At 56.1% G+C, this 24,626-nt stretch carries 22 protein-coding genes and 1 riboswitch; of the genes, 12 read left to right on the top strand and 10 right to left on the bottom strand.

Features of this window, described 5'->3' with window-relative positions; genetic code table 11:
- Positions 1-25: 25 nt before the first annotated feature.
- The 3 genes from KGA69_RS17960 (at position 26) to KGA69_RS17950 (ending at position 4,139) form a co-directional block, all read left to right on the top strand.
- Entirely contained in the window at positions 26-955 is a 930-nt protein-coding gene (locus KGA69_RS17960; RefSeq protein WP_045394252.1) for an ABC transporter substrate-binding protein, read from the top strand.
- Between the two features lie 307 nt (positions 956-1,262).
- The gene (locus tag KGA69_RS17955; RefSeq protein ID WP_015366536.1) at positions 1,263-2,648 is read left to right on the top strand and encodes a diaminobutyrate--2-oxoglutarate transaminase; all 1,386 of its coding nucleotides are present in this window, start codon (positions 1,263-1,265) and stop codon (positions 2,646-2,648) included.
- A 9-nt stretch (positions 2,649-2,657) separates the two neighbouring features.
- On the top strand, positions 2,658-4,139 hold the full coding sequence (locus KGA69_RS17950; RefSeq protein ID WP_213292537.1) for a pyridoxal phosphate-dependent decarboxylase family protein: 1,482 nt from the start codon (positions 2,658-2,660) through the stop codon (positions 4,137-4,139).
- 67 nt (positions 4,140-4,206) lie between these two features.
- Here the strand turns inward: KGA69_RS17950 and KGA69_RS17945 are convergent, their stop codons facing one another.
- From KGA69_RS17945 to KGA69_RS17930, 4 genes are all read right to left on the bottom strand, one after another.
- Entirely contained in the window at positions 4,207-5,397 is a 1,191-nt protein-coding gene (locus tag KGA69_RS17945) for a cytochrome c biogenesis protein/redoxin (protein ID WP_045394246.1), read from the bottom strand.
- A gap of 88 nt (positions 5,398-5,485) precedes the next feature.
- Positions 5,486-6,838 carry an ATP-binding protein gene (locus KGA69_RS17940; RefSeq protein WP_045394244.1) on the bottom strand — a complete coding sequence of 451 codons (1,353 nt, stop codon included), beginning with the start codon at positions 6,836-6,838 and terminating at the stop codon, positions 5,486-5,488.
- Positions 6,838-7,575 (bottom strand): response regulator, encoded by a 738-nt coding sequence (locus tag KGA69_RS17935; RefSeq protein WP_045394241.1) that lies wholly within the window; start codon positions 7,573-7,575, stop codon positions 6,838-6,840. The genes KGA69_RS17940 and KGA69_RS17935 overlap by 1 nt, the downstream gene beginning before the upstream one ends.
- A gap of 86 nt (positions 7,576-7,661) precedes the next feature.
- On the bottom strand, positions 7,662-8,654 hold the full coding sequence (locus KGA69_RS17930; protein ID WP_045394239.1) for an alpha/beta fold hydrolase: 993 nt from the start codon (positions 8,652-8,654) through the stop codon (positions 7,662-7,664).
- Between the two features lie 245 nt (positions 8,655-8,899).
- On the opposite strand from KGA69_RS17930, the gene KGA69_RS17925 reads away from it, so the two are divergent.
- The 7 genes from KGA69_RS17925 (at position 8,900) to pqqF (ending at position 15,566) form a co-directional block, all read left to right on the top strand.
- A complete protein-coding gene (locus KGA69_RS17925) occupies positions 8,900-9,919 on the top strand; it encodes a dipeptidase (protein WP_045394237.1) in 1,020 nt (339 codons plus the stop codon).
- A gap of 138 nt (positions 9,920-10,057) precedes the next feature.
- On the top strand, positions 10,058-10,129 hold the full coding sequence (gene pqqA / locus KGA69_RS17920; protein WP_002905689.1) for a pyrroloquinoline quinone precursor peptide PqqA: 72 nt from the start codon (positions 10,058-10,060) through the stop codon (positions 10,127-10,129).
- 54 nt (positions 10,130-10,183) lie between these two features.
- On the top strand, positions 10,184-11,101 hold the full coding sequence (gene pqqB, locus KGA69_RS17915) for a pyrroloquinoline quinone biosynthesis protein PqqB (protein WP_020078734.1): 918 nt from the start codon (positions 10,184-10,186) through the stop codon (positions 11,099-11,101).
- 2 nt (positions 11,102-11,103) lie between these two features.
- On the top strand, positions 11,104-11,859 hold the full coding sequence (gene pqqC, locus KGA69_RS17910; RefSeq protein WP_045394234.1) for a pyrroloquinoline-quinone synthase PqqC: 756 nt from the start codon (positions 11,104-11,106) through the stop codon (positions 11,857-11,859).
- Between the two features lie 2 nt (positions 11,860-11,861).
- Positions 11,862-12,140: a pyrroloquinoline quinone biosynthesis peptide chaperone PqqD gene (gene pqqD, locus KGA69_RS17905; protein ID WP_015366526.1), complete on the top strand. Its 279-nt coding sequence runs from the start codon at positions 11,862-11,864 to the stop codon at positions 12,138-12,140.
- Entirely contained in the window at positions 12,127-13,269 is a 1,143-nt protein-coding gene (pqqE, locus tag KGA69_RS17900) for a pyrroloquinoline quinone biosynthesis protein PqqE (protein ID WP_213292536.1), read from the top strand. The genes pqqD and pqqE overlap by 14 nt, the downstream gene beginning before the upstream one ends.
- A complete protein-coding gene (gene pqqF, locus KGA69_RS17895) occupies positions 13,269-15,566 on the top strand; it encodes a pyrroloquinoline quinone biosynthesis protein PqqF (RefSeq protein ID WP_213292535.1) in 2,298 nt (765 codons plus the stop codon). Before pqqE ends, pqqF begins: the two co-directional genes overlap by 1 nt.
- 5 nt (positions 15,567-15,571) lie before the next feature.
- Here pqqF and mrdA read toward each other — a convergent pair whose 3' ends face one another.
- From mrdA to KGA69_RS17875, 4 genes are all read right to left on the bottom strand, one after another.
- Complete coding sequence (mrdA, locus tag KGA69_RS17890) at positions 15,572-17,491, bottom strand: penicillin-binding protein 2 (RefSeq protein ID WP_045394227.1); 1,920 nt, start codon at positions 17,489-17,491, stop codon at positions 15,572-15,574.
- Positions 17,492-17,677: 186 nt separating this feature from the next.
- Positions 17,678-18,310, bottom strand: coding sequence for a LysE family translocator (locus tag KGA69_RS17885; RefSeq protein WP_213292534.1), 633 nt, complete (start codon positions 18,308-18,310; stop codon positions 17,678-17,680).
- Between the two features lie 17 nt (positions 18,311-18,327).
- Positions 18,328-18,407, bottom strand: a riboswitch (ZMP/ZTP riboswitch).
- Between the two features lie 9 nt (positions 18,408-18,416).
- Positions 18,417-18,920, bottom strand: a complete 504-nt coding sequence (locus KGA69_RS17880) for a DMT family transporter (protein ID WP_213292533.1) — start codon at positions 18,918-18,920, stop codon at positions 18,417-18,419.
- 9 nt (positions 18,921-18,929) lie between these two features.
- Positions 18,930-19,364: a DMT family transporter gene (locus KGA69_RS17875; RefSeq protein WP_045394222.1), complete on the bottom strand. Its 435-nt coding sequence runs from the start codon at positions 19,362-19,364 to the stop codon at positions 18,930-18,932.
- A gap of 100 nt (positions 19,365-19,464) precedes the next feature.
- On the opposite strand from KGA69_RS17875, the gene KGA69_RS17870 reads away from it, so the two are divergent.
- Positions 19,465-20,397 carry a LysR family transcriptional regulator gene (locus KGA69_RS17870; protein ID WP_045394220.1) on the top strand — a complete coding sequence of 311 codons (933 nt, stop codon included), beginning with the start codon at positions 19,465-19,467 and terminating at the stop codon, positions 20,395-20,397.
- Positions 20,398-20,661: 264 nt separating this feature from the next.
- Positions 20,662-22,839 (top strand): catalase/peroxidase HPI, encoded by a 2,178-nt coding sequence (gene katG / locus KGA69_RS17865; protein ID WP_213292532.1) that lies wholly within the window; start codon positions 20,662-20,664, stop codon positions 22,837-22,839.
- A 76-nt stretch (positions 22,840-22,915) separates the two neighbouring features.
- On the opposite strand, the gene zapE is transcribed toward katG, so the two are convergent.
- Positions 22,916-23,938: a cell division protein ZapE gene (gene zapE, locus KGA69_RS17860; protein ID WP_045394218.1), complete on the bottom strand. Its 1,023-nt coding sequence runs from the start codon at positions 23,936-23,938 to the stop codon at positions 22,916-22,918.
- Positions 23,922-24,530, bottom strand: coding sequence for a TetR/AcrR family transcriptional regulator (locus tag KGA69_RS17855; RefSeq protein ID WP_045394217.1), 609 nt, complete (start codon positions 24,528-24,530; stop codon positions 23,922-23,924). Before KGA69_RS17855 ends, zapE begins: the two co-directional genes overlap by 17 nt.
- Positions 24,531-24,626: the final 96 nt, after the last annotated feature.

The following is a 24,626-nucleotide window of genomic DNA, read 5'->3' as shown; positions in this document are numbered from 1 at the left end:
TATCAACAGATAATAAGGAAGAGATATGCGTATACCTCTGTTGGCCGGCCTCACTCTGCTGGTTTCCGGTCAGGCATCGGCAAATGAAAAGCTGACCCTGGTACTGGACTGGTACATCAACCCGGATCATGCGCCCATTATGGTGGCGGAACAGATTGGCGCCTTTCGGGATGCCGGGCTGGATGTCAACATCATCCCCCCTTCCGACCCGGCGCTCCCTCCGCGCCTGGTTGCCGCTCGCCAGGCTGATTTAGCGATAACCTATCAACCGCAGGTTCACTTCTTCGCCGATGAAGGACTGCCGCTGGTCCGCGTCGGGACGCTGATCCACTCGCCGCTGAATACCGTGATTGCGCTGGATCCGCGCATCAAATCTCCGGCCGATCTACAAGGGAAAAAAGTGGGATACTCGGTGAGCGGTATTGAACAAGCGACGCTGGCCACCATGGCGCAGCATGCTCACATCGACCCTGACAGCATCAAATTGATCAACGTTAATTTCCAGCTCACCAGCGCTCTGCTGGCCGGCCAGGTTGATGCCGTTATCGGCGGTTATCGCAATATCGAAGCGCTGGAACTCAAACTGCAGGGCAAAAAACCGGTGGTCATGAACGTGGAAGACTATGGCGTGCCCGCTTACGACGAACTGGTGATCGTCGCAAACAAGGCCGAGGTCAACGCCCCTAAAATCAAAAAGTTTCTCGACGCATTACAGCAGGGCGTGAGCTATTTGCGCGCCCATCCGCAGCAAACCTGGCAGCGGTTTGCCAAAGAGCATCCGGAACTCAATACCGAACTGAACCAGCAGGCGTGGTTGCAGAGCGTGCCGCTGTTCGCCACCGATCCGGCAGCGTTAGATAAGCCGCGTTATGACGCGTATGAACAATTTTTATATAACAACAAGTTGGTGAAAAAAGTAACACCTTTAGCAAATTATGCGGTTGAACTGCGTTAAGTAACCATAAAACTGACGGAAGTATTTCCGTCAGTCATTCAGCGAAGCGGTAATAAAAATATATAGACTTTCTCACTAATAATTACACTTTCCATGGTTTTAAAAACAATCGAAATTTATCTTTTAAATCAGCTAATTATATTGACACCCCTGTATGTAATAATGACGTCAAAATAGCGCCATAAATTAAAGATTGAATGCGGATTTAAAAAGCCATATATTGTGCGCGCTTTATGAATGCCGATTCAATTTTCTAAACCTTTTTATTCAACCAGAGTTCAAACGTAACGCTGGTTGTGGGAGTGATATGATGACGGATAAAGTCCGTATTGATACTTTAAGTGCAGATTTATTGGACGCGAACAACGAAACCTTTTTGGCTCGTCAGGCTGAATTCGAATCGAATGTCAGGAGTTACCCTCGCAAGTTGCCGCTCGCCATCACCAAAGCCGAAGGCGTTTGGCTGACCGATGCGGATAACAAACAGTACCTGGACTGCCTCGCCGGCGCCGGGACCCTCGCTCTGGGCCATAACCATCCTGAAGTACTGCAGAGCATCCAAAGTGTCATTACCAGCGGCTTGCCGTTACATACCCTCGATCTGACAACACCGTTAAAAGATCGCTTCTCTGAATACCTGCTCTCCTGCCTGCCGGGCGAAGGGAAAGAGTATTGCCTGCAGTTCACCGGTCCTTCCGGCGCTGACGCCGTTGAAGCCGCGCTGAAGCTGGCGAAAAAATACACCGGCCGTACGGCGGTGATCAGCTTCTCCGGCGGTTATCACGGGATGACCCACGGCGCGCTGTCCGTGACCGGCAATCTGTCGCCAAAAGCGGCGGTCAACGGCATGATGCCGGAAGTCCAGTTTATGCCTTATCCGCACCTGTATCGTTGCCCTCTTGGTATCGGCGGCGAAGCGGGCGTGAAAGCGCTGACCTACTACTTCGAAAACCTGATCAACGACGTGGAAAGCGGCGTTCGCAAACCTGCGGCAGTTATCCTTGAAGCCGTTCAGGGTGAAGGCGGCGTGAACCCGGCGCCGGTTGAGTGGCTGCAGCGCATCCGCAAAGTCACCAAAGAGCACGGCATTCTGCTGATCATCGATGAAGTTCAGGCAGGCTTCGCCCGTACCGGTAAATTCTTCGCCTTCGAACACGCCGGCATTGAGCCGGACATCATCGTGATGTCTAAAGCCGTCGGCGGTGGTCTGCCAATGGCGGTTCTGGGCATTAAGAAAGAGTTCGATGCCTGGGAACCTGGCCACCATACCGGCACCTTCCGCGGCAACCAGCTGGCGATGGCCACCGGCCTGACCACCCTGCGCCACCTGCGTGATAACAAGATTGCCGACAAAGTCGCCGCCCAGGGCGAGTGGCTGAAAGGCAAACTGGCGGAAATGCAGAAACGCTATCCGGTTATCGGTCACGTTCGCGGTCTCGGTCTGATGATCGGTATCGAAATCGTGAAGCCGAACGAGGCGCAGGATCATATGGGTTGCTACCCGGCTGACGGCGAACTCTCCGCGCTGCTGCAGAAGAAATGCTTCGAAGCGGGCCTGATCCTGGAACGCGGCGGCCGTCACGGTTGCGTACTGCGTCTGCTGCCATCTCTGCTGATTAGCGACGCGGAGCTGGAAGTATTCCTCGATAAGTTTGAACAGGCCCTGCTGGCCGCCGGCGTAAAACCGGTCTGAGTGGAGTAAGTGACCGCAATGTCCAAATTGAATCCGATTCTGGCTGGGTCCGCGGCAAGCATTGACGCTTACCAGCAGGTCATTTCCCAGACCAGCCAGGCGGTTGCGCAGTGGCTGCAACAACCTGAAATGTATCAGGGGAAAAGCGTTGATGAACTCCGTGAGCGCATCACCCTTGATTTTAACGAACAGGGTCTGGGCAACCAGGCGGCGATTGAACGTGCGATCGAGTACTTCCTGAAAGACAGCCTATCGGTGCATCATCCGCAGTGCGTGGCGCACCTGCACTGCCCGAGCCTGGTTATCAGCCAGGCGGCGGAAGTGCTGATCAACGCCACCAACCAGAGCATGGACTCCTGGGATCAGAGTCCGTCGGCGACCATCATCGAGATGAAGCTGATCGAGTGGTTGCGCGCGCAGGTCGGTTATCCGGCTGGCGATGCCGGCGTCTTCACCAGCGGCGGCACCCAGAGCAATCTGATGGGCCTGATGCTGGCGCGCGACGCCTTCTTTGCCCGTCAGGGGCATTCCATCCAGCAGGATGGTATTCCGGGCGACATTCGGCAGTACAAAGTGCTGTGCTCGGAAAACGCCCACTTCTCGGTGCAGAAGAACATGGCGCTGATGGGGCTTGGCTATCGCTCGGTCACGCTGGTGAAAACCGATGAATTCGCCCGTATGGACGTCACCGACCTGAAGGCCAAGATTGCGCAAGCGCAGGCCAACGGCGAGCAGATCATGGCCATCGTCGCCACCGCCGGTACCACCGACGCGGGCGCGATTGACCCGCTGCGTGATATCGCCGCTATCGCGGCGGAGCACCAGATCTGGCTGCACGTTGATGCCGCGTGGGGCGGCGCGCTGCTGCTGTCCGAGCAGTATCGCGATTACCTCGACGGCCTGGAGTTAGTGGATTCAGTAACCCTGGACTTCCACAAGCAGTTCTTCCAGACCATCAGCTGCGGCGCCTTCCTGCTGAAAGAGGCGCGTCATTACGAGCTGATGCGCTATCAGGCGGCCTATCTGAACTCCGAGTTTGATGAAGAACATGGCGTTCCGAACCTGGTCTCCAAATCGCTGCAGACCACCCGCCGCTTCGACGCGCTGAAGCTGTGGATGGGGCTTGAGGCACTGGGCAAGAAACAGTACGCTTCAATCATCGATCATGGCATGACGATGGCGAAAAACGTCGCGGAGTTCATTCAGTCTCAACCAACGCTGGAGCTGGTCATGCAGCCGCAGCTGGCAAGCGTGCTGTTCCGCTCACGTCCGGCGCAAATGGCTGGTAGCGATACCGCAGCGATCGCCCTGCTTAACCAGCGCGTGGGCGACGCCCTGCTGGAGTCCGGCCGCGCCAACGTCGGCGTGACCGAGCATAACGGCGTAACCTGCCTGAAGCTGACGCTGCTCAACCCGGTGGTAACGCTGGAGGATGTGAAAGTCCTGCTGAGCCTCGTTGAACGCACTGCCCAGGAACTGCTGGCGAAATAAGACGCTGCCGATTAGCGAGTGTCCTGCAAAGCCGATAACTGCTGTTATCGGCTTTTTTATTTCCCTCTCACGTCCGCGCTTCGCGCAGCAGTTGTTGGATCACCTGCTCCTGACGGGCATAATCGCCTTCGCCAAAGGCGGTATAGCGCAGTTGTCCCCGCGCGTCGAAGAAATAATGCGCCGGCCAGTACTGATTACCAAACGCATTCCAGATGGCGTAGTTGTTATCCGCGACAACCGGATAGTTTAGCTGCCGCTGGCTGACCGCTTCACGAAGCTGCGGCAACGATCGTTCCCACGGATATTCCGGCGTATGTACGCCAATCACCACCAGCCCCGCATCGCGATACTTATTGGCCCACGCCCGTACATAAGGCAGCGTATGCTGACAGTTGATGCAATCGCGGGTCCAAAAATCAATCAGCACCACCTTGCCCTTTAACGCCGCCTTGGTAAGCGGTGGGCTATTAATCCATGCGGTGCCGCCGTGCAAATCCGGCATAGCGCTGGTTGGCCGCGGCGCGACGATCGGCTCCAGCCGAACCCGTTGCGGAGCCTGCGGCATAAACGCGCTGAGCCGCTGCTCCAGACGATGGGTTAAACCGCTGGCGCCCTGCAGATAACGATCGCTGCCGCTGGCGATTAACGCCACCACGGCCAGCATCGCCACGCCAGCCAGTTTGCGCAACCGCCCACTTATCACCTGACCACCGCGCAGACGGGAAATCAGCCGCGCGCCGAACCACCCCAATAGCAGCAACATCAGCGCGCATCCGCTGGCATAGGAAAGCAGCAAGATGCCGGTCGTCACTGAATTTCCTTGCAACAACGCCAGGCTAAATATCGCCCCCAGCACCGGTCCCGCGCACGGCGCCCAAAGTAGTCCAATCGCCAGTCCGGCGAGCACTGAAGCGAGCCCACTGCCATAACGATAGCTCTGTTGGTTAAGTTGATTGCCCAGCGCCACCGCTGGCGATCCGAGCCAACCTGCAACGCGTGATGACAGCAAACTGATGGCCACAACGACCAAAAAGCCCAGCGCCAGCCAACGCCCAACGATAGTCAGATTGACTAACCACCCTGTTGCCGCCGTGGCCAGCAGCGACACAGCGGTAAACATCAACCCCATACCGAACAACAACAAGATCAGTTGTCCCCTACGCCCGCTAACGCTGGCAAACACCAGCGGGATCACCGGTAAGGTACAGGGGCTGAGCAGCGTCAACATACCGGCCAAAAATGCAATCACAACAGCCATGATCATTCTCCTTCGCAACGTTGCCGAAGTGGCAACGTCAGCATTACAACAGGCGATTGTATGGCGGATATGTCCGTGAAACGGCGGTTTAGTATAGGGATTTATCTGCAGTTGACGTGGATACAGAAGGATACAAAGCGGCGGTCTTGAGACGTACCCGCGCCTCAAGACCGCCCTGTTGAAGATTATGCAGGGTCAAACTTCCCTGCATCTGTCCGGCGAGCTGGGCGGCGATTGCCAGCCCCAAACCGGTACCGCCGGTATCGCGATTACGTGACTGCTCGAGGCGATAGAACGGCTGCAGTACGGCGGTGAGTTCTTCTTCCGGGATGCCGGGGCCATCATCAGCAACGTGAATGATAACATCGCCATTCGGCGAATAACTCAGGCTGATTTCTACCTTTTCGGCGTATTTCAGCCCATTATCGATTAAATTACTCATGATTCGCCGCAGCGCCTGTGGCTGAAGCGCCATGACGTCCGCCCCTTTAGCGGCATGAAAACTGACCGCTTTACCGATGTCGGCATAATCACAGGCGATGCTATCCAGTAATGCATTGAGACTCATCCGCTGCGGCGCTTCTGCCAGCGGTTCGGCCGATCGTGCCAGCGCGATGCCCTCACGAACCAGTCGGGTCATGCTATCGAGATCCTGTAACAGCTTATCGCGGAGTGCCGGTTGGTCAGCCATCTCGACCCTTAGCTTCATACGGGTAATCGGCGTCTGTAAATCGTGAGAGATCGCCGCCAGGATCCGCGCGCGCTCCTGCAAATGGTCCTGTATTCGCTTTTGCATCGCGTTGAAGGCGCGCGCCGCGCGCTGCACCTCCTGCGGCCCCTTCTCGGCCAGCGGCCCTGCCGCCGGAGTAGCCGGTTGCAGCGTATCAATGGCGCGGGTAAAACGGGCCATCGGCGCAACCACCTGGCGGACGGCGTACCAGGCGCAAAATAGCAGTAACAGAAACTGAGTGACCAGCACCAGCGGCAGCCAACGCGCGATGGCCGGCAGCTTTGGCCACAGGTCAATGCTCAGCGGCGCGCCGTCGCGCAGGGTCACGTGGGCCTGAATATGTTCGCGCGGTCCAGGGACGGCGACAATACTCACAGGATAGCGACCGCTCAGAGCTTCCTGTAACGAGCGTACCGCATCGCGGGTACGCCAGCTGGTGGGATAGTCGCCAGTTTGTCCGGCAGAAAGCTGATAGCGATAGTTACCGCGCGCCAGACGCGGCAACCAATGCGGGCGTTCTTGCGCCGGAAGACGATCAAGGATAGCCACGCTAGTGGCGACATCATATTCAAGGTTGCCCAGCATGACGCTACGGGCGCTGCTCATGCGTTCGTAGAGCAGAAGCGATAGCGTCAGGGCATTCGCAAGCAGCAGAGCGAGAAAAATCATCAACATTAAGCGCGACTGCAGTGACGCCGGCCACACTTTCATTATCGCGCCTCGCGGATCGACACCGGCACTGACAGCACATAACCCTCGCTGCGCACGGTTTTGATATAGGCGGGCTCACGCGCGTCCTCCCGCAGGCGCTGACGCAGGCGGCTCACTAACAGATCGATAGACCGTTCAAACAGTTCGGCATCACGCCCCTGGGTGAGATTCAACAACTGATCGCGGTTGAGCACCCGTTGAGGATGATCAAGAAACACCCGCAGCAGGCGATATTCCGCCCCGCTTAGCGCCACAATTATGCCACTCTTGTCCAGTAGATGCCGCGCCGAGGTATCGAGCTGCCAGTCGCCAAAGGCGATAAGCCTGCCGGCTTCGCTGATTTGTAAATTGGGGGGAAGCGCGCGGGCGCGGCGTAAGATGGCTTTGATCCGCGCCAGTAGCTCCCGCGCCACGAAGGGTTTCACCAGATAATCGTCGGCCCCCATCTCGAGACCAAGTATACGGTCGCTATCTTCGCTACGCGCGGTCAGCATCAGCACCGGGATATCCTGTTGGCCATCATTGCGCAACTGGCGACAAAGGGTTAAACCATCATCGCCGGGCAGCATGATATCGAGGACAATCAAATCGATTTGATGGTTTTTAAGTACGGACCACATCGCTTTGCCATTAGCTGCGCCGCTGGCGCGATAGCCCGATTTCTCCAGATAACCCACGATCAGTTCGCGGATATCGCGATCGTCATCGACAACCAGGATGTGGTCAATACGTTCCAAAGGCGTCTCCTGCGGAAAAATAAGCTCATGAAAAGCATATGCGGCTTCTCCGCAAGCGCAACTCTGCGTTTGCGCCGCGGTGAGGCTTATAAACGATCGGCGTCAATAACCGCCTGAACAAATTCCGCTGGCGCCTCCTGCGGCGGGTTATGTCCCACTGCGCCTTTGAAATCCCGATGCTCATATTTACCGGTGAATTTCGCCCGATAGGTATCCGGCGCCGGATGCGGCGCGCCATTGTTTTCCCCCTCGATGGTAATTGTGGGTACGCTAATCGCCGGCAGTTTCGCGAGTCGCTGTTCGTAGGCCGCATATTTCGCTTCGCCCTGCTCCAACCCCAGGCGCCAGCGGTAGTTGCTGATGGTGACGGCAACGTGATCCGGGTTATCCAGCGCTTTCGCGCTATTGGCGAACGTGGCCTCCGTGAATGTCCACCGCGGCGAAGCCTGATGCCAGATAAATTTGGCAAAGTCATGGGTATTTTGCCGGTAGCCTGCCTCGCCGCGCGGGGTGGCAAAGTAGAATTGATACCACCACGACAGTTCCGCCTGCGGCGGTAACGGCTTCTCGCCAATTCGCTGGCTGCTAATCAGATACCCGCTCACCGATACCAGCGACTTAACCCGCTGCGGCCAGAGCGCCGCGACGATATCCGCTGTACGCGCCCCCCAGTCAAAGCCGGCGAAATCCGCTTGCTTAATATTTAGCGCATCCATCAGATGCACAATATCCGCCGCCATCGCCGATGGCTGACCGTTACGCGGCGTTTTAGCCGACAGGAAACGAGTGGAGCCGTAGCCGCGCAGATACGGCACGATGACCCGGTACCCCTTCTGCGCCAGCGCCGGGGCCACCTGCGCGTAGCTTTGAATATCATATGGCCAGCCGTGCAGCAAAATTACCGCCTGGCCATCGCGTGGCCCCATATCGACATAACCGATATTCAAATCGCCGGCGTTGATTTGTTGCACCTTGTCGAAAGCGCCTGCGTCTTCAGCAGCGCACACGCTGGCGGACCACAGCGCGGAGAGACACAGCGCCGCCGCGCTGACATGACGGATTGCGGATAATCTGTTCATCCTCATTTCACCTTTTATCTGGAAGCGTTAAGCGAGTACGTGAACAGTTAATCAGGCCTGTGTATCCCGCATGTGTGGGATTTATCGTGTTTTTGCATCGCCATGTATGAGGGGTGTCGATTGATACAGTGTGATACAAACGCCAGATTTGGCGATTGTTGCTAAGTTGTGAATTTCCACTTGCCGCAGCGAACAAATCAGTTACCGTGTCAGGCATTTCCAGTACAACCAGCAGAGGGAGCGCTATGGCGATTTTTGATGGTCACAATGACCTGCTGCTCAATTTATGGCTTCACCATCGCGAAGATCCTGCAACCGCTTTCTTTGCCGGGATTGAGAACGGTCATCTCGACTATCCGCGCATGCAGCAAGGCGGATTTGCCGGCGGGCTATTCGCGCTATTCGTGCCGCCGCAGGAGTATATTGCCCGTATGGCGCCGCAATACGCCAGCCAACGGTGGGATCCGATCGATATCCTCTGGCAGCAGCTGGCCATCCTGAAGCAACTTGTCGCGCAGTCCGCTGGACGCTTGAGATTGTGTTTGAGCGCGGCGGATATCGAGCGCTGCCGCCAGGATAATGTACTGGCAATGGTGGCGCATATTGAGGGCGCCGGGGGTTTTGATGGCGAGGGCCACGACCTGCAGGCCTTCTATGCCGCCGGAGTACGCAGCATTGGACCGTTCTGGAATATTGCTAACCGCTTCGGCAGCGGCGTTAATGGTTCGTTTCCCGGTAGCCCGGATACTGGGCCTGGACTGACAGCGGCAGGTATCCATCTTATTAAGCAGGCCAATGCCCTGAAGATGCAGATTGATGTGTCTCATATGAATGAAAAAGCATTCTGGGATACCGCCCATCACTCGACGTCGCCGCTGGTAGCCACCCACTCCAATGCCCATGCGCTATGCCCGCAGCCGCGTAATCTCACCGATGAACAACTGCGGGCGATTCGCGACAGCGGCGGCGTGGTCGGCGTCAATTTCGGCAACGCTTTCCTGCGCGCCGACGGCAAACGCGATAGCGATACCCCATTGCGTACCATCGTTCACCATATCGACTATCTTATTAACATCATGGGTGACGATCATGTGGCGCTGGGGTCCGATTTTGACGGCATCACGCTACCGGACGAATTGGGCGATGTGAGCGGTTTACCACGGCTAATCAACGCATTGCGCCATAGTGGTTATGAACAATTGGTGCTGGATAAACTGCTGTGGGGCAACTGGCAAAAGGTATTAAAAAATGTTTGGCAACAATAGGTTATATTGTAAACATAAGGTTAAATACTTACATGTTGCCGGTTGACCTTTATCCCCCTGAGGGGCAATATTTGATTGCCATCACAAAACCGACACAACCGACGTTGTTGATGTCGCATTTTTATAGAGGAAAAAACGATGTGGAAGAAACCTGCTTTTATTGATTTACGTCTGGGTCTGGAAGTGACGCTGTACATTTCCAACCGCTAATCGCTCCGCCCGCCGTCCGTGCGGGCATTTTGTTTTTTTATCTGGTCCGTCTTCATGTTTATAAAAGTCCTCGGTTCCGCCGCTGGCGGAGGCTTTCCGCAGTGGAATTGTAACTGCGCCAACTGTCAGGGTCTGCGCAATGGCACGATTCAGGCCACCGCTCGTACTCAGTCTTCCATTATCGTGAGCGATAACGGTAAAGAGTGGGTGCTGTGTAACGCCTCTCCCGATATCAGCCAGCAAATTGCCCATACGCCAGAGTTAAATAAACAAGGCGTTCTGCGCGGCACGCATATTGGCGGCATTATTCTTACCGATAGCCAGATTGACCATACGACCGGGCTGCTGAGCCTGCGCGAAGGCTGCCCCCATCAGGTATGGTGCACGCCGGAGGTACATGAGGATCTCAGCACGGGTTTTCCCATTTTTACCATGTTACGGCACTGGAACGGCGGCCTGATTCACCATCCTGTCACTCCGCTGAATAGTTTTACCGTTGACGCCTGTCCCGACCTGCAGTTTACCGCCGTCCCCATCGCCAGCAATGCGCCGCCCTACTCGCCGTTTCGCGATAGGCCGCTGCCGGGCCATAACGTGGCGCTGTTTATCGAAAACCGACGCAACGGCCAGACGCTATTCTATGCGCCGGGGCTTGGCGAACCGGACGAAGCGCTCTTGCCGTGGCTGAAAAAAGCGGACTGTCTGCTGATTGACGGCACCGTATGGCAGGATAATGAACTGCAGGCTGCCGGCGTCGGGCGCAATACCGGTCGTGATATGGGCCATCTGGCGCTTGGCGATGAACACGGCATGATGGCGCTGCTGGCCTCACTCCCGGCAAAGCGCAAAATTCTGATTCATATCAATAACACAAATCCAATCCTTAACGAGCAGTCGCCGCAGCGTAACGCCCTGACGCAACAGGGAATTGAAGTGAGCTGGGACGGAATGCCTATCACGCTTCAGGACTAACTATGCAGATTCGCGAAACCCTATCGCCACAGGCGTTTGAACAAGCGCTACGGGAAAAAGGCGCCTACTACCATATCCATCATCCGTACCATATTGCGATGCATAACGGCGAAGCCAGCCGCGAGCAAATCCAGGGCTGGGTGGCGAACCGTTTTTACTACCAGACCAATATCCCGCTAAAAGACGCCGCCATTATGGCGAACTGCCCCGATCCGCACACCCGACGCAAGTGGGTACAGCGGATCCTCGACCACGATGGCAGTCACGGCCAGGAAGGCGGTATTGAAGCCTGGCTGCAGTTGGGAGAAGCCGTGGGGCTTAGCCGCGATGAGTTACTCAGCGAGCGCCACGTGCTGCCCGGCGTGCGTTTTGCCGTCGACGCCTACGTCAATTTTGCCCGCCGGGCCAACTGGCAGGAGGCGGCGTGCAGTTCGCTAACCGAACTGTTTGCCCCGCAAATCCATCAGTCGCGCCTCGACAGCTGGCCGCAGCACTATCCATGGATTAAAGAAGAAGGCTATTTCTACTTCCGCAGCCGCTTAAGCCAGGCCAATCGCGACGTCGAACATGGGCTGGAACTGGCGAAGATCTACTGCGATAGCGCGGAAAAACAGAACCGGATGCTGGAGATCCTGCAGTTTAAGCTCGACATTCTGTGGTCGATGCTGGATGCCATGACCATGGCCTACGCACTGCAGCGCCCACCCTATCATACGGTCACCGACAAGGCGGCCTGGCACACGACCCGACTGGTATAACTATGCAAAAGAGCGCAATCATCGCCTTTCGTCGCGGCTACCGCCTGCAGTGGGAAGCCGCTCAGGATAGCCACGTGATCCTCTATCCGGAAGGAATGGCGAAACTGAATGAAACCGCCGCCGCGATCCTCGAGCTGGTCGATGGTCAACGCGACGCGGCAAAAATAATCGCCGAACTCAACGCCCGTTTCCCGGAAGCGGGCGGCGTCGATGACGACGTCATCGAATTCCTGCAGATAGCTTACCAACAGAAGTGGATTATCTTCCGTGAGCCAGAATAAACCCGCCGTTAATCCGCCGCTGTGGCTACTGGTGGAACTGACCTATCGCTGTCCGCTGCAGTGCCCCTACTGCTCTAACCCGCTGGACTTTGCTCAGCAGGAGAAAGAACTCACCACCGAACAGTGGATTGAGGTCTTTCGCCAGGCGCGGGCCATGGGTAGCGTGCAGATGGGTTTCTCAGGCGGCGAACCGCTGACGCGCAAAGATCTGCCGGAGCTGATTCGCGCCGCGCGCGATCTCGGTTTTTATACCAACCTGATTACGTCGGGCATTGGGCTCACCGAGAGCAAACTCGACGCCTTCAGCCAGGCCGGGCTGGATCATATCCAGATTAGCTTCCAGGCCAGCGATGAAGTGCTGAACGCGGCGCTGGCGGGCAACAAAAAAGCGTTCCAGCAGAAGCTGGCGATGGCGAAAGCGGTAAAAGCGCGCGACTACCCGATGGTGCTGAACTTTGTCCTGCATCGCCACAACATCGACCAGATCGATAAAATCATCGAGCTGTGTATCGAGCTGGAAGCGGATGATGTTGAGCTCGCCACCTGCCAGTTTTACGGCTGGGCATTCCTCAATCGTCAGGGATTACTGCCGACCCGCGAACAGATCGCCCGTGCTGAACAGGTCGTTGCTGATTACCGACACAAAATGGCGGCTAACGGTAATCTGACCAATCTGCTTTTTGTCACCCCGGACTACTACGAAGAGCGTCCCAAAGGCTGTATGGGCGGCTGGGGCTCGATATTCCTCAGCGTGACCCCGGAAGGCACCGCGCTGCCGTGTCACAGCGCGCGCCAGCTGCCGGTCGAGTTCCCGTCGGTGCTGGAGCAGAGCCTGGAATCGATCTGGTATGACTCATTTGGCTTCAACCGCTACCGCGGCTTTGACTGGATGCCGGAGCCCTGTCGTTCCTGTGATGAAAAAGAGAAAGATTTCGGCGGCTGCCGCTGTCAGGCCTTTATGCTGACCGGCAATGCCGATAACGCTGACCCGGTGTGCAGCAAATCGCCGCACCACCATAAAATCCTCGAAGCGCGGCGCGAAGCGGCCTGCAGCGATATAAAAATCAGCCAGCTGCAGTTCCGCAACCGCACCCGTTCACAGCTGATTTATAAAACCCGGGAATTGTGATGACCACCGCCACCCGCATCGTGGAACTGGCAGGCGGTATGTGCGCAACGCTGGTTCATCATCCGCAGGCGACGCGTGCGGCGGCGTTGGTTAAGGTGGGCGCCGGAAGCCATCACGAAACCGATGCCCTGCCGGGGCAGGCTCATTTGCTGGAACATTTACTGTTTCGCGGCAGCCAGCGTTATCACGATGATGAGCGATTGATGGCGTGGATCCAACGCCAGGGCGGCAGCGTCAACGCCACCACCCTTGCCCGCCACAGCGCCTATTTCTTCGAGGTCGCCGCCAACAGCCTGGCCGAGGGCATCACCCGTCTACGGGATACGCTCCGGGCGCCGCTACTGTCGCCTGAAGATATCCGTCAGGAACTGGCGGTCATCGATGCGGAAAACCGGCTTATCCAGCAGCACGATCCCTCCCGCCGTGAAGCCGCGGCCCGTCACGCGATGGCGGCGCCCGCGGCTTTTCGCCGTTTTCAGGTCGGCAGCATGGATTCGCTGGGCGGAAACTTGCCTGCGTTGCAGAGTGCGCTCGGCGAGTTTCACCAGCGCTATTATGTCGCCAGCCATCTGCAGCTATGGCTTCAGGGGCCGCAGTCGCTTGATGAATTAGCCGAATTGGCCCATTTTTTTGCTGCGGGGTTCCCTGGCGGCCTGCCGCCGGAAAGCCCGCCGTCTGCGTATTTTAGCAACAATGTGGATCTTCAACTGGCCGTTGAAGACAAACCGGCGGTATGGCGTTGTCCGCTCATCGAAAAAAGTGACAACGTCACCATTTTTCGCGAATTCTTACTGGATGAAGCGCCCGGCAGCCTGCTTGCCGGGCTGCGTGAATGCGGGCTCGCGGACGATGTCGCGCTGAACTGGCTTTACCAGGATGAAGGCGTCGGCTGGCTGGCGCTGGTATTCAGCAGCAACCATCCCGACGCCATCCAGCAGCATGTCGAGCGATGGCTGCAGGCATTGCGGCACACCTCGCCTGAACAGCAGATGCACTATTACAGGCTGGCGCAGCGGCGTTTTGACGCACTGACCCCGCTCGAACAGCTCCGCCAGCGGGCATTGGGTTTTGCGCCCGATTCCCCGCCCGTCGATTTTGCTGGCTTCTGCGCCAGCTTGCTGTCGGCGCCGGCCTCTTCGCTGGTTTGCCGCAAAATAGCGGCTGGCGATGGCGTGGCAACCCAGGGCTTTACCTTGCCGCTCAGCCGCTGGCAGCCACGGACGATAGTGACGGATCCGCTGGCATTTAGCTTTTATCCGCAGGCGGCGACCGCTGATGCACCTGAACTGACGCTAACGACCAGTCCAATGCTGCATGTCATTGCAGATAATCAAACGCCGACGCTGATCGTTCGCAAGCCTTTCTATAGCGTGCTCAGCCAGGCGCAGGGTATGGAGATAAGCCAGCAGATCCGTCCCTTGCTCGCGCAACTTCGCCATGCTGGCGGCAGCGGCGAGTGGCAAACGGTGGACGGCAACTGGCAGCTTACTCTACAGCTACCTGAATCCGGCGGCGTAGCGGAGCGCGTCGTCACCGCGCTCATGCGCCGATTATCTCAACCCGCGCCGGGGACGGTGGTCGCACCTGAAACCATCGCCATTCGCCAGCTACTGCAACAATTACCTGAACAATTGGCTATCGCTCCGCCGCAGGAGGGTTGGCTGGCGGCGATGGTAGGCGGCAGCAGCAATCTGACGCAGCAGGTTGCCCGTCTGTTGAGCTTGCTCAACGCCCCGGTCAACGCCGAGCTTCGCTCTTCGGCAGGCTGTCGCCGCGGTATTAAGCGTCTTCCTCACGCCAGCTCTGATAGCGCGCTTCTGGTTTTTATTCCATTGCCTGAGGGGGCGTCGCTGGCCGCGCTGCAACTGCTGGCGCTACTTTGCGAGCCGCAATTCTTCCAGCGTCTGCGGGTCGAACAGCAGATTGGCTACGTGGTGAGCTGCCGTTATCAGCGGATCGCCGATCGCGATGGCCTGCTGCTGGCGCTGCAATCGCCCGACCGTTCCGCCGGTAATCTACTACGCTGCTGTAAAACCTTTCTTCGCCAGTTAACGCTGTGTGGGCAAGCTGAGTTCAGCCAGTTACAACACCAGCTGGCTGAGCAGAACGGTCAGGCGCGGGACGCCAGCGCAACCGCGCTCGCCGCCCTGCGCCAGCGCTATCATCTACCGGTAGCCAAGCCGCAGGACGTTAACGAGCTGCAGCTGGACGAGATCATCGCGCTATGGCGTGAGATAACTCGCCGTCGCCGCAGTTGGCAAATCTTATATAGCGCGCCGACGACGTCCACCACTTAAGGTCGTTACTGCGCATCGGCGCTTTCGACCTGCGGAACGTTGCTTTGCGCGCTATCCGCAGCTGGCGCATTCGCCGGGTCGAAGATATGGTCGAGAATCGCGCGCGCCGTCGGGCCGGCGACAACGCCATCGCCGCCGCCATTTTCGAGAATGAGCGCCATCGCCACCTTCGGATGCTGATACGGCGCAAACAGGGTATAAAAAATGTGGTCGCGCAGACGTACCGGGATCATTTTGGCATTGTAGGTCTGGTTCTCCTTCAGGCTAAACACCTGCGAGGTCCCGGACTTCGCCGCAATCTGATACGGCGCGGTATGGAACAACTTATATCCCGTCCCGTTCGGCAGGTTCGCCATGCCATACATACCGTTACGGACAATCCCCCAGTATGGCGATTTCGGGTCGCCAACCTGCGGTAAATTGGCCGGCTGCTGGTAGCGTTCGACCTTATTCCCCTGCTTCATTGAGTACAAAAGATGCGGGTTTTGTACTTTGCCATTGTTGATTAGGGTGGTCAGCGCTTTCACCATTTGAATAGGAGTGGCGATCCAGTAGCCCTGGCCGATACCGACGGAAATAGTATCACCCTGGTACCACGGTTTTTTATGGACCCGCTGTTTCCACTCTCGGCTCGGCAACACGCCAGAATACTCCTCATTCAGGTCAATCCCTGTCGGCTGTCCATAACCAAACTTGCTCAGCCACTGATGAATACGGTCAATGCCCATTTCAAAAGCGACCTGGTAGAAGAACGTATCCGCCGACTCTTCAATCGCTTTGGTCACATTCAACATACCGTGTCCGGTTTTTAACCAGTCGCGATAGCGGCGCTGAGTACCGGGTAGCGTCCAGGTTGGCGCGCCGAAGAAGGTGGTATTTGGCGTAATCACCCCGGCGGAAAGGGCTGAGAGCGCCATATACGGCTTGACCGTGGAAGCCGGGGGATACAAGCCCTGAGTGACGCGGTTAATCAACGGGCGATCCTGGTTATCGAGCAGCGATTTGTAAGCCTGGTAGCCAATCCCCTTAACGAAGGGATTCGGGTCATAGCTGGGGCTCGACACCATCGCCAGTACGCCGCCGTCGCGCGGATCGACGGCCACGACCGCGGCGCGCTGGCCCTTCAGGACCGACTCAATATACTGCTGCAAATGCAGGTCGAGCGTCAGATAGATATTTTTGCCGGCGACCGGCGGGACTTCTTTCAGTAGGCGAACGACGCGGCCGTGGTTATCTACTTCGACTTCCTGATAACCGGTGGTGCCGTGTAATTCTTTCTCGTAATAGCCTTCAATTCCCTGTTTGCCGATATTGCGATCGGCCGCGTAGTTTTCTGCTTCGCCGTTTTTCGCCAGCCGTTGTAAATCGTTATCGTTAATTTTGGAAACGTAACCGACAACGTGCGCCAGTTCCGCGCCATAGGGATAACTTCGCTGCTGGTAGCTCTCGACGGTGACGCCGGGAAAACGGAATTCGTTGACCGCGAAGCGCGCCACTTCCACATCGGTAAGATCGGATTTCAGCGTCACTTCTTTATAGCGGCTATTGTGGTGCATATCGTCGCGGAAACTGGCGATATCATCCGCCGTCAGGTCGACAATCGGGCTTAACGCCTGGAGCAGCGCCGACATATCGGCAATTTTGCTGGGGATCACCTGCAGGCGATACAGGGTGATATTTTGCACCAGCGGAATACCGTTGCGGTCGAAAATCAGCCCCCGGCTTGGCGCGATCGGCAGCATTTTAATGTCGTTCTGGTTGGAACGGGTCTGATAAAAATCGTGCTGCTCTACCTGGAGATGGTAGAGATTGAAAATCAACACGCCAAAGCAGACCACCACCAACAGGAAAGCAATGACGGCGCGGCGGATGAATAGCATCTCTTCTGCCGAGTGGTCGCGGATCTCATCTCTCAATAGGGGCATTGGCGGCAATTTACCTGAGTCACTTGAAAGCACAAAAAATAAAGGCGGGGAAGAATAGCTTTATTGACGCATTAGCCCTACAGAAAGGTTGCTAATGAACTGGCAGAAATGTATCAGTATGTTAGAACGTGAGATGCCTTTCTCAACCGGAGAAAGGCATAAGCATGCGGGGTTCGCCAGTAACGGTTATTTTCTGGCCTCAAAGGCAATTTTTACGGCCATTCCGGCAAGTACCGTCGCCATCAGCCAACGTTGAAATTGTTGCCAGCCCGGCCGCCGCCCAAGAAACAGCGCCACCTGCCCGGCCAGCATAATAATAAGTCCGTTTACCGCCACGCTTATTAGCGCCTGGGTGCAGCCTAATATTAGCGACTGACTCAGCACGCTGCCGAGCCCGGGGGTGATGAACTGTGGCAGCAAAGACAAATACATGATAGCCACTTTTGGATTCGCCAGGCTGGTAAGAAGGCCCATTAGAAACAGCTTACGCCCGCTATCCGCCGGTAAGTCGCGAACTGCGAAAATCGGCCGCCCACCGGGTTTAATCGCCTGCCACGCTAAATAGAGTAAATAAGCCACTCCGCAAATTCGCAACGCGTCGTAGGCATAGGGTACGGCGAAAACCAGCGCGGTTATGCCAAAAGCCGCGCACAGCATATAACAGAAAAATCCCAGCGCAACGCCAGCAAGAGAAATAAAGCCGGCGCGTTTTCCCTGGCAAATCGACCGTGAAGTGAGGTACATCATGTTGGGGCCAGGAGTTAATACCAATCCCAACGCCACCACGGCAAAAGCCGATAATGAAGCTAATTCAGGCATAACTTATCTCCAGATAGGGGTAATGCCCAGGCGCGCGGCGTACTTGACCATGCTCCCCAACAGTATTCTGTCTTTAGCGCCAGTCACATGGTGTCTAAGTATTAGCTTATTCCCGTTCGGTCGACAACCATTTCGCCTTTCCCGACCGTTTTGTCGGCTCAACTGCCCCTGATACGCCAGACGCGTATATAAAGTACAGCGCTAGCGCCAAACACAGCGCCGCCGCCAGGCGTTGTGGCGAAAAGGCAATAGCGCTATTCCCCAACCACCCAAAATTGTCAATCAGCAAGCTCATCGCGAGCTGACCAAATATTACCGCCACCGTCGCCGTTGCCGTGCCGATTCGCTGTACTGCCAGCACCATGATGACAATATAGGGTACCCCGCAGAACGCCCCAAGCAGTTGCCACTTTGGCACATCCAGCAGCGTCATCGACTGCTGCGGAGCAAAGAAAACGATCAATAAACCGGTCACCAACGCGCCAATGGAAAAGGTCAAAAATGCGCTACGCAATATTCCGACATGTGCGCCAAGACGGCCATTCACCGCAGCCTGTACGCTTAGCAATGCGCCGCCAATCAGCGACAAAATAATCATCAATATATTCATATCAGCACCTCAATCAACGGCAATCAGCACTAATGCCGCCACAATGAACAACAGCGCAATAACCCGGCGGCGATCTATTTTTCGCCGCGGACTACCAAACCAGCCAAAATGATCGATTAACAGGCTTTTACATACCTGACCGGCGAGAACGCCGGTAATTGTCATTGCGATGCCGATCGCCGGAGTCACAATCGTTAATATCACCACATAACCGGGCCCCAACAGACCACCGGTTAATTGCCAGCCAGGGAGCGAAAAAAAAGAGGGACTCTGTCGCGGGCTAAAAAAAAGCATCAGTAAAAATGTTAATGCCGCGCCAATAGAGAAAATACTCATTGTTGCCCATAAATCACCGACCTGACCCGCCAGCGGCCCCAACAAACCTGCTTCTACGGACAGCCCCATTCCGCCGGCAATCACTAAAAAAATCAGCATACGCTGCATATTAAATACTCTTCAGTTGTTAAGAGCGGAAGAGAATAGAACGGCGCGCTAATGCAAAAAATAGTATAGTGTTGTAAACACCTTTGCAGGATCTGCATCAATGGCCGACGTAGGTAACATTAATCTCCGCGCCCTCCAGCTATTTATCGCCGTGTATGACAGCCATAGTTTTTCCGTTGTCGCGCGCCGTGAAGGCGTATCCCCTTCTCTTATCTCACGGGTCATCCAGCAACTCGAGGATGCGCTAGGCCAGCAGTTGTTCTATCGCAATACGCGTGCGGTCGTTCCAACGGAGGCCGGAAACCTTTTTGCTGACTATGCCCGCGGGATGACCGAGCAATTCGCTCACGCGCAACGCGAATTACAAGATCGCACCCAACAACCTGGCGGACTTATGCGCATCAACGCACCGGTCTACTTCGGCCAACGGCATATCGCGCCATGGTTAGCCGGACTGGCCGATCGTTATCCCGCGTTGGAGTTCGAATTAATTCTGACCGATGACTTTGTCGATCCTCATCGCCAGGCGACTGATATCATTTTTCGCATCAGCGCCCTGCCTGACGCCAGCTATCACGCAAAGGTTTTTGGCGCCCAGCGCTATTACCTCGCCGCAGCGCCGGGTTACCTTTCCCGTTTCGGCGCGCCGCAATCGCCTTCTGAGCTCAATCAACATCACACGCTGGTGTATCGCGGTTCACAGGGAGCTAACCGTTGGCTTTTTCGCCAGGGGGAAGAAGAGTGGACCCATTACCCGCAAACACCGCGGCTAATCTCAAACAACGCCGATGCCCTTCTCACTTCAGCGATTGGCGGAATGGGTATTGTTCTGTTTCCAGACTGGATGGTGGGCGATGCGCTGGCGCAGGGAACATTAGTTTCGCTGATGAATGACTACAGCGTTGGCATCAACCATTTGCCCTCTTACATTGCCGCGATTTATCCGCATGCTCGTCATCCGTCGCTCAATGTACGCACCGTTATTGATTATTTTACCGACGTTTTCGGCACGCCGCTTTACTGGCAACGCTAATCCATTCATCGCAGTAAAATTGTCATATCTCAAACAATTAGCGATCCGTAGCGGTTAACGCATCATAACGTTTCCTTTACCGCTGCGTTACGACTATGTTTAAAGGTGTGGTTTTGAATTTCGCCGAGTAAACACACTAAAACACTGGTTTTAATTATGTTTGTTGAACGGTAAAAGCTATTAAATCCGTAGACTCATTCAAATATCGCTTATTGGTAGCAGTGTATATCGTAATGGCATTCACAAAAGCAAACGGAGCCTGATATGAGCACGTCAAATGATCCCACTAATAACCCATCCGCAGGGAAATGCCCTTTCCACGCCGAGACGCCGAAGCAAAGCGCCGGCAGCGGTACCGCCAACCGTGACTGGTGGCCCAACCAACTTCGTGTTGACCTGCTGAATCAGCACTCCAACCGTTCTAACCCGCTGGGCGAAAACTTCAACTATCGGGAAGAGTTCAAAAAGCTCGACTACTCCGCATTGAAAGCCGACCTTCGCGCGCTGCTGACCGACTCCCAGGAGTGGTGGCCCGCCGATTGGGGCAGCTATATTGGCCTGTTTATTCGCATGGCGTGGCACGGCGCGGGGACCTACCGTACCGTTGATGGCCGCGGCGGCGCGGGTCGCGGTCAGCAGCGTTTCGCCCCGCTTAACTCCTGGCCGGATAACGTCAGCCTTGATAAAGCCCGTCGCCTGCTGTGGCCGGTGAAACAAAAGTACGGTCAGAAAATCTCCTGGGCCGACCTGTATATGCTGGCGGGTAACGTGGCATTAGAAAACGCCGGCTTCCGGACCTTCGGTTTCGGCGCAGGGCGTGAAGACGTGTGGGAACCGGACCTCGACGTTGACTGGGGTGATGAGAAAGAGTGGCTGAAACACCGCCACCCGGAAAGCCTGGAAAAACAAGCGCTGGGCGCCACCGAAATGGGTCTGATCTATGTCAACCCGGAAGGCCCTAACGCCAGCGGCGATCCGCTTTCCGCCGCGGCAGCCATTCGCGCGACCTTCGGCAATATGGCGATGGACGATGAAGAAATCGTGGCGCTGATTGCCGGCGGCCATACGCTGGGTAAAACGCACGGCGCCGCGCCGGCAAGCCATGTGGGTCCGGAACCAGAAGCCGCTCCGCTGGAATCTCAGGGTCTTGGCTGGAGCAGTACTTACGGCAGCGGTGTAGGCGCGGACGCCATCACCTCGGGTCTGGAAGTGGTATGGACGCAAACCCCGACCCAATGGAGCAACTACTTCTTCGAGAACCTGTTCAAATACGAATGGGTACAAACGCGCAGCCCGGCGGGCGCTATTCAGTTTGAAGCGAAAGATGCGCCAGAGATTATCCCCGATCCGTTTGATCCAAATAAAAAACGCAAGCCGACGATGCTGGTAACGGACCTGACGCTGCGCTTCGACCCGGAATTCGGCAAAATCTCGCGCCGTTTCCTGAACGATCCGCAGGCCTTCAACGAAGCCTTCGCACGCGCCTGGTTTAAGCTGATTCACCGCGATATGGGGCCAAAATCCCGTTATCTCGGCCCTGAAGTACCAAAAGAAGATCTGATTTGGCAAGATCCGTTACCGGCACCGACGCATAACCCAACCGCCTCCGACATCGCCACGCTGAAAACGGCCATTGCGGATTCAGGCCTGTCGGTTAGCGAACTGGTCTCCGTTGCCTGGGCTTCCGCCTCAACCTTCCGCGGCGGTGATAAACGCGGCGGCGCTAACGGCGCGCGTCTGGCCCTGCTGCCGCAAAGAGAGTGGCCGGTAAACGCCATCGCCAGCAAAGTGCTGCCAACTCTGCAGGCCATCCAGAAAGCGTCGGGTAAAGCTTCTCTGGCGGATATCATCGTTCTGGCTGGGGTCGTGGGCGTTGAGCAGGCTGCCGCCGCTGCCGGCGTTCGCGTAAACGTGCCGTTTGCGCCGGGTCGCGTTGATGCGCGCCAGGATCAGACCGATGTTGAAGCAATGGATCTGCTGCAGCCGCTGGCCGACGGTTTCCGTAATTACCGTCGCATCGAAGGCGGCGTGTCGACGGAGACTCTGCTGATCGATAAAGCGCAGCAGCTAACCCTGACGGCGCCGGAAATGACGGCGCTGGTCGGCGGCCTGCGCGTGCTGGGCGCTAACTTCGACGGCAGCCAACATGGCGTCTTCACCGATCGCGTCGGCGTCCTCAGCACTGACTTCTTCGTCAACCTGCTGGATATGGCCACCGTATGGAAAGCCGCCGATGAACAGGCTGAGCTGTTTACCGGTCGCGACCGTAAGAGCGGCGAAGAGAAATATACCGCCACTCGCGTTGATCTGGTGTTCGGTTCTAACTCAGTCCTGCGCGCGCTGGCCGAAGTCTATGCCTGCGCCGATGCGCAACAGAAATTCGTTACTGATTTCGTTGCCGCATGGACGAAAGTGATGAATCTGGACCGCTTCGATCTGTAATTCCCCTGCCCGCCGGTGAATAATCGGCGGCAGGTTACTCTGTTAAAGCGCCGCTCATTATCGAGAGGCGCTTTTTTTATGCTTCCCGCGCGAGCTGCTGTAACCGGCTGTAGGTGCGCTGAATATCATCCAGCTCCACATCCGCCACCAGTGTTTCCAGCCCGCAATCGGTAATTAATATTAAGCGGCACTGTTTTTCATACAAAATATCCACCACGTTGATAAAGCGCTGCTGTGCCGCCGGGCTAACTCGCGCCAACGGCGGAACATTCTCGACGAGCCAGTTCTGGTGCTGCTCACATAGCGTCAGGTAATCCATGACCGAAGTGGGCGCAAGGCAGAGCTGCTCGAAAGTGAAATGCAGATAGGTCCCTTGCGGCGATGCCGTGTGCAGGGTTCGATAACCTACCTGCAGAGCCTGCGCCTGCGGGGCAATAGCCGGCAAACCGAGCGCCGCGCGGCTGCTGAGAGCTGGCTGCACCAACAATTTTCCCTGGCAGAAATCATTCTCTAGCGAGGTATGTCGCTCGCGATAATCCTGTTCGCCGTTGAGCGCCGTTACCGTCATATGCCGTTTAATGAGGTTAATGGAAGGCAAAAAACGTTCGTGATAAAGCGGATTCGCCAGCAAACGGTCGGGCGGATAATTGGAGGTCGCTAATAAGACGATATTTCGCGCGAATAAATGTTCCAGTAGCACCTTCATCAACATCGCGTCAGCCGGATCATGAAGGTGAAACTCATCAAAACAGAGCAGACGACAGTTGTCGGTCATTTGCGCGACGACCTGCGGCAATCGCGGCGCCGAAGGGGCGTTCAGCCGCTGATGGAGCTCGCGGAAAAAGTGATGAAAATGCACCCGCCGCTTTTCACGCAACGGCAAACTGGCAAAGAAACTATCGAGAATAAAGCTTTTCCCGCGCCCGGTTCGCCCCCAGACGTACAAGCCTTGTGTTGCCGTTTGCTGCCGGAATAACTGCTGACTCAGCGTTTGCAAATCGGCGACTAACGCGAGCTGGTCGGCATCAAGGGTGAGATTTTCTTTTGCCGCCCGTTGGGCCATCACGGCGCTAAAACAGAAATCAGCGTACTGTTGCATGGGATTCACTAACGCTATTTTTATCGAGAATGGTCGCCATGACATGGTCAAAGTGCGGCAGATCCTTAGCCACGCTAAATGCGGGATTCATCGCTTTACGGCCAATCAAACCATCGATTAACGCAAAGATGGTAAGCGTTGCTTCTTCGACATTAACGTGTGGGCTGAGCTCACCTGCGGCAATTCCGCGAGTAATAATCTGTGCCATTCCGTCGCGCATGATCCTGTCGCTATTGACGAAAATCTGCCGCAGCGCCGGCTTTCTTGCCGACTCAGCAATAATTTCCACCCACAGCTGGTGAGATGAGGGATATCCCACTTCTTCAATACAGGAAACGGCTAAGGCGCAAATCTGCGCAAAATGGGAACCTTCAAAGCGCTCCTGATGCTTAGCTAATGCCGATTTTTGCTCTTCAAGGATAATCGCCTCAATGAGTTCATCTTTGCCCTTGAAGTAGGTGTACATCGCGCCGAGGCTAATACCTGCGCGCAGTGCAATTTCGCGCACGCTGGTTCCATTAAATCCTTTTTCGGCAAAGCACGCCGCCGCGGCGACAATCAGCTTATGGTACGTTTCTGAATTATTTAACATTTCAACTACCTCCGGCGATGGGCAATTCTACCTGCTTCTGCCGTTTTTTGCTTGCCATCGTGCATCGCGCGTTTCATTATAAAATGAATGAACGTT

The sequence above is a fragment of the Klebsiella sp. A52 genome, from assembly GCF_018388785.1.
GTDB classification, from domain to species: domain Bacteria; phylum Pseudomonadota; class Gammaproteobacteria; order Enterobacterales; family Enterobacteriaceae; genus Klebsiella; species Klebsiella aerogenes.
The sequence above is the reverse complement of the archived record's forward strand: the minus strand, read 5'-3'. Positions and strand labels throughout refer to the sequence as shown.

Excerpts from the sequence above, each read along its gene's own strand:
- KGA69_RS17960 (WP_045394252.1), top strand. The coding sequence starts at position 26 with ATGCGTATACCTCTGTTGGCCGGCCTCACTCTGCTGGTTTCCGGTCAG.
- KGA69_RS17955 (WP_015366536.1), top strand. The coding sequence starts at position 1,263 with ATGATGACGGATAAAGTCCGTATTGATACTTTAAGTGCAGATTTATTG.
- KGA69_RS17945 (WP_045394246.1), bottom strand. The coding sequence starts at position 5,397 with ATGGCTGTTGTGATTGCATTTTTGGCCGGTATGTTGACGCTGCTCAGC.
- KGA69_RS17940 (WP_045394244.1), bottom strand. The coding sequence starts at position 6,838 with ATGAAAGTGTGGCCGGCGTCACTGCAGTCGCGCTTAATGTTGATGATT.
- KGA69_RS17930 (WP_045394239.1), bottom strand. The coding sequence starts at position 8,654 with ATGAACAGATTATCCGCAATCCGTCATGTCAGCGCGGCGGCGCTGTGT.
- KGA69_RS17925 (WP_045394237.1), top strand. The coding sequence starts at position 8,900 with ATGGCGATTTTTGATGGTCACAATGACCTGCTGCTCAATTTATGGCTT.
- pqqB (WP_020078734.1), top strand. The coding sequence starts at position 10,184 with ATGTTTATAAAAGTCCTCGGTTCCGCCGCTGGCGGAGGCTTTCCGCAG.
- pqqC (WP_045394234.1), top strand. The coding sequence starts at position 11,104 with ATGCAGATTCGCGAAACCCTATCGCCACAGGCGTTTGAACAAGCGCTA.
- pqqD (WP_015366526.1), top strand. The coding sequence starts at position 11,862 with ATGCAAAAGAGCGCAATCATCGCCTTTCGTCGCGGCTACCGCCTGCAG.
- pqqF (WP_213292535.1), top strand. The coding sequence starts at position 13,269 with ATGACCACCGCCACCCGCATCGTGGAACTGGCAGGCGGTATGTGCGCA.
- mrdA (WP_045394227.1), bottom strand. The coding sequence starts at position 17,491 with ATGCCCCTATTGAGAGATGAGATCCGCGACCACTCGGCAGAAGAGATG.
- KGA69_RS17885 (WP_213292534.1), bottom strand. The coding sequence starts at position 18,310 with ATGCCTGAATTAGCTTCATTATCGGCTTTTGCCGTGGTGGCGTTGGGA.
- KGA69_RS17880 (WP_213292533.1), bottom strand. The coding sequence starts at position 18,920 with ATGAATATATTGATGATTATTTTGTCGCTGATTGGCGGCGCATTGCTA.
- KGA69_RS17875 (WP_045394222.1), bottom strand. The coding sequence starts at position 19,364 with ATGCAGCGTATGCTGATTTTTTTAGTGATTGCCGGCGGAATGGGGCTG.
- KGA69_RS17870 (WP_045394220.1), top strand. The coding sequence starts at position 19,465 with ATGGCCGACGTAGGTAACATTAATCTCCGCGCCCTCCAGCTATTTATC.
- katG (WP_213292532.1), top strand. The coding sequence starts at position 20,662 with ATGAGCACGTCAAATGATCCCACTAATAACCCATCCGCAGGGAAATGC.
- zapE (WP_045394218.1), bottom strand. The coding sequence starts at position 23,938 with ATGCAACAGTACGCTGATTTCTGTTTTAGCGCCGTGATGGCCCAACGG.
- KGA69_RS17855 (WP_045394217.1), bottom strand. The coding sequence starts at position 24,530 with ATGTTAAATAATTCAGAAACGTACCATAAGCTGATTGTCGCCGCGGCG.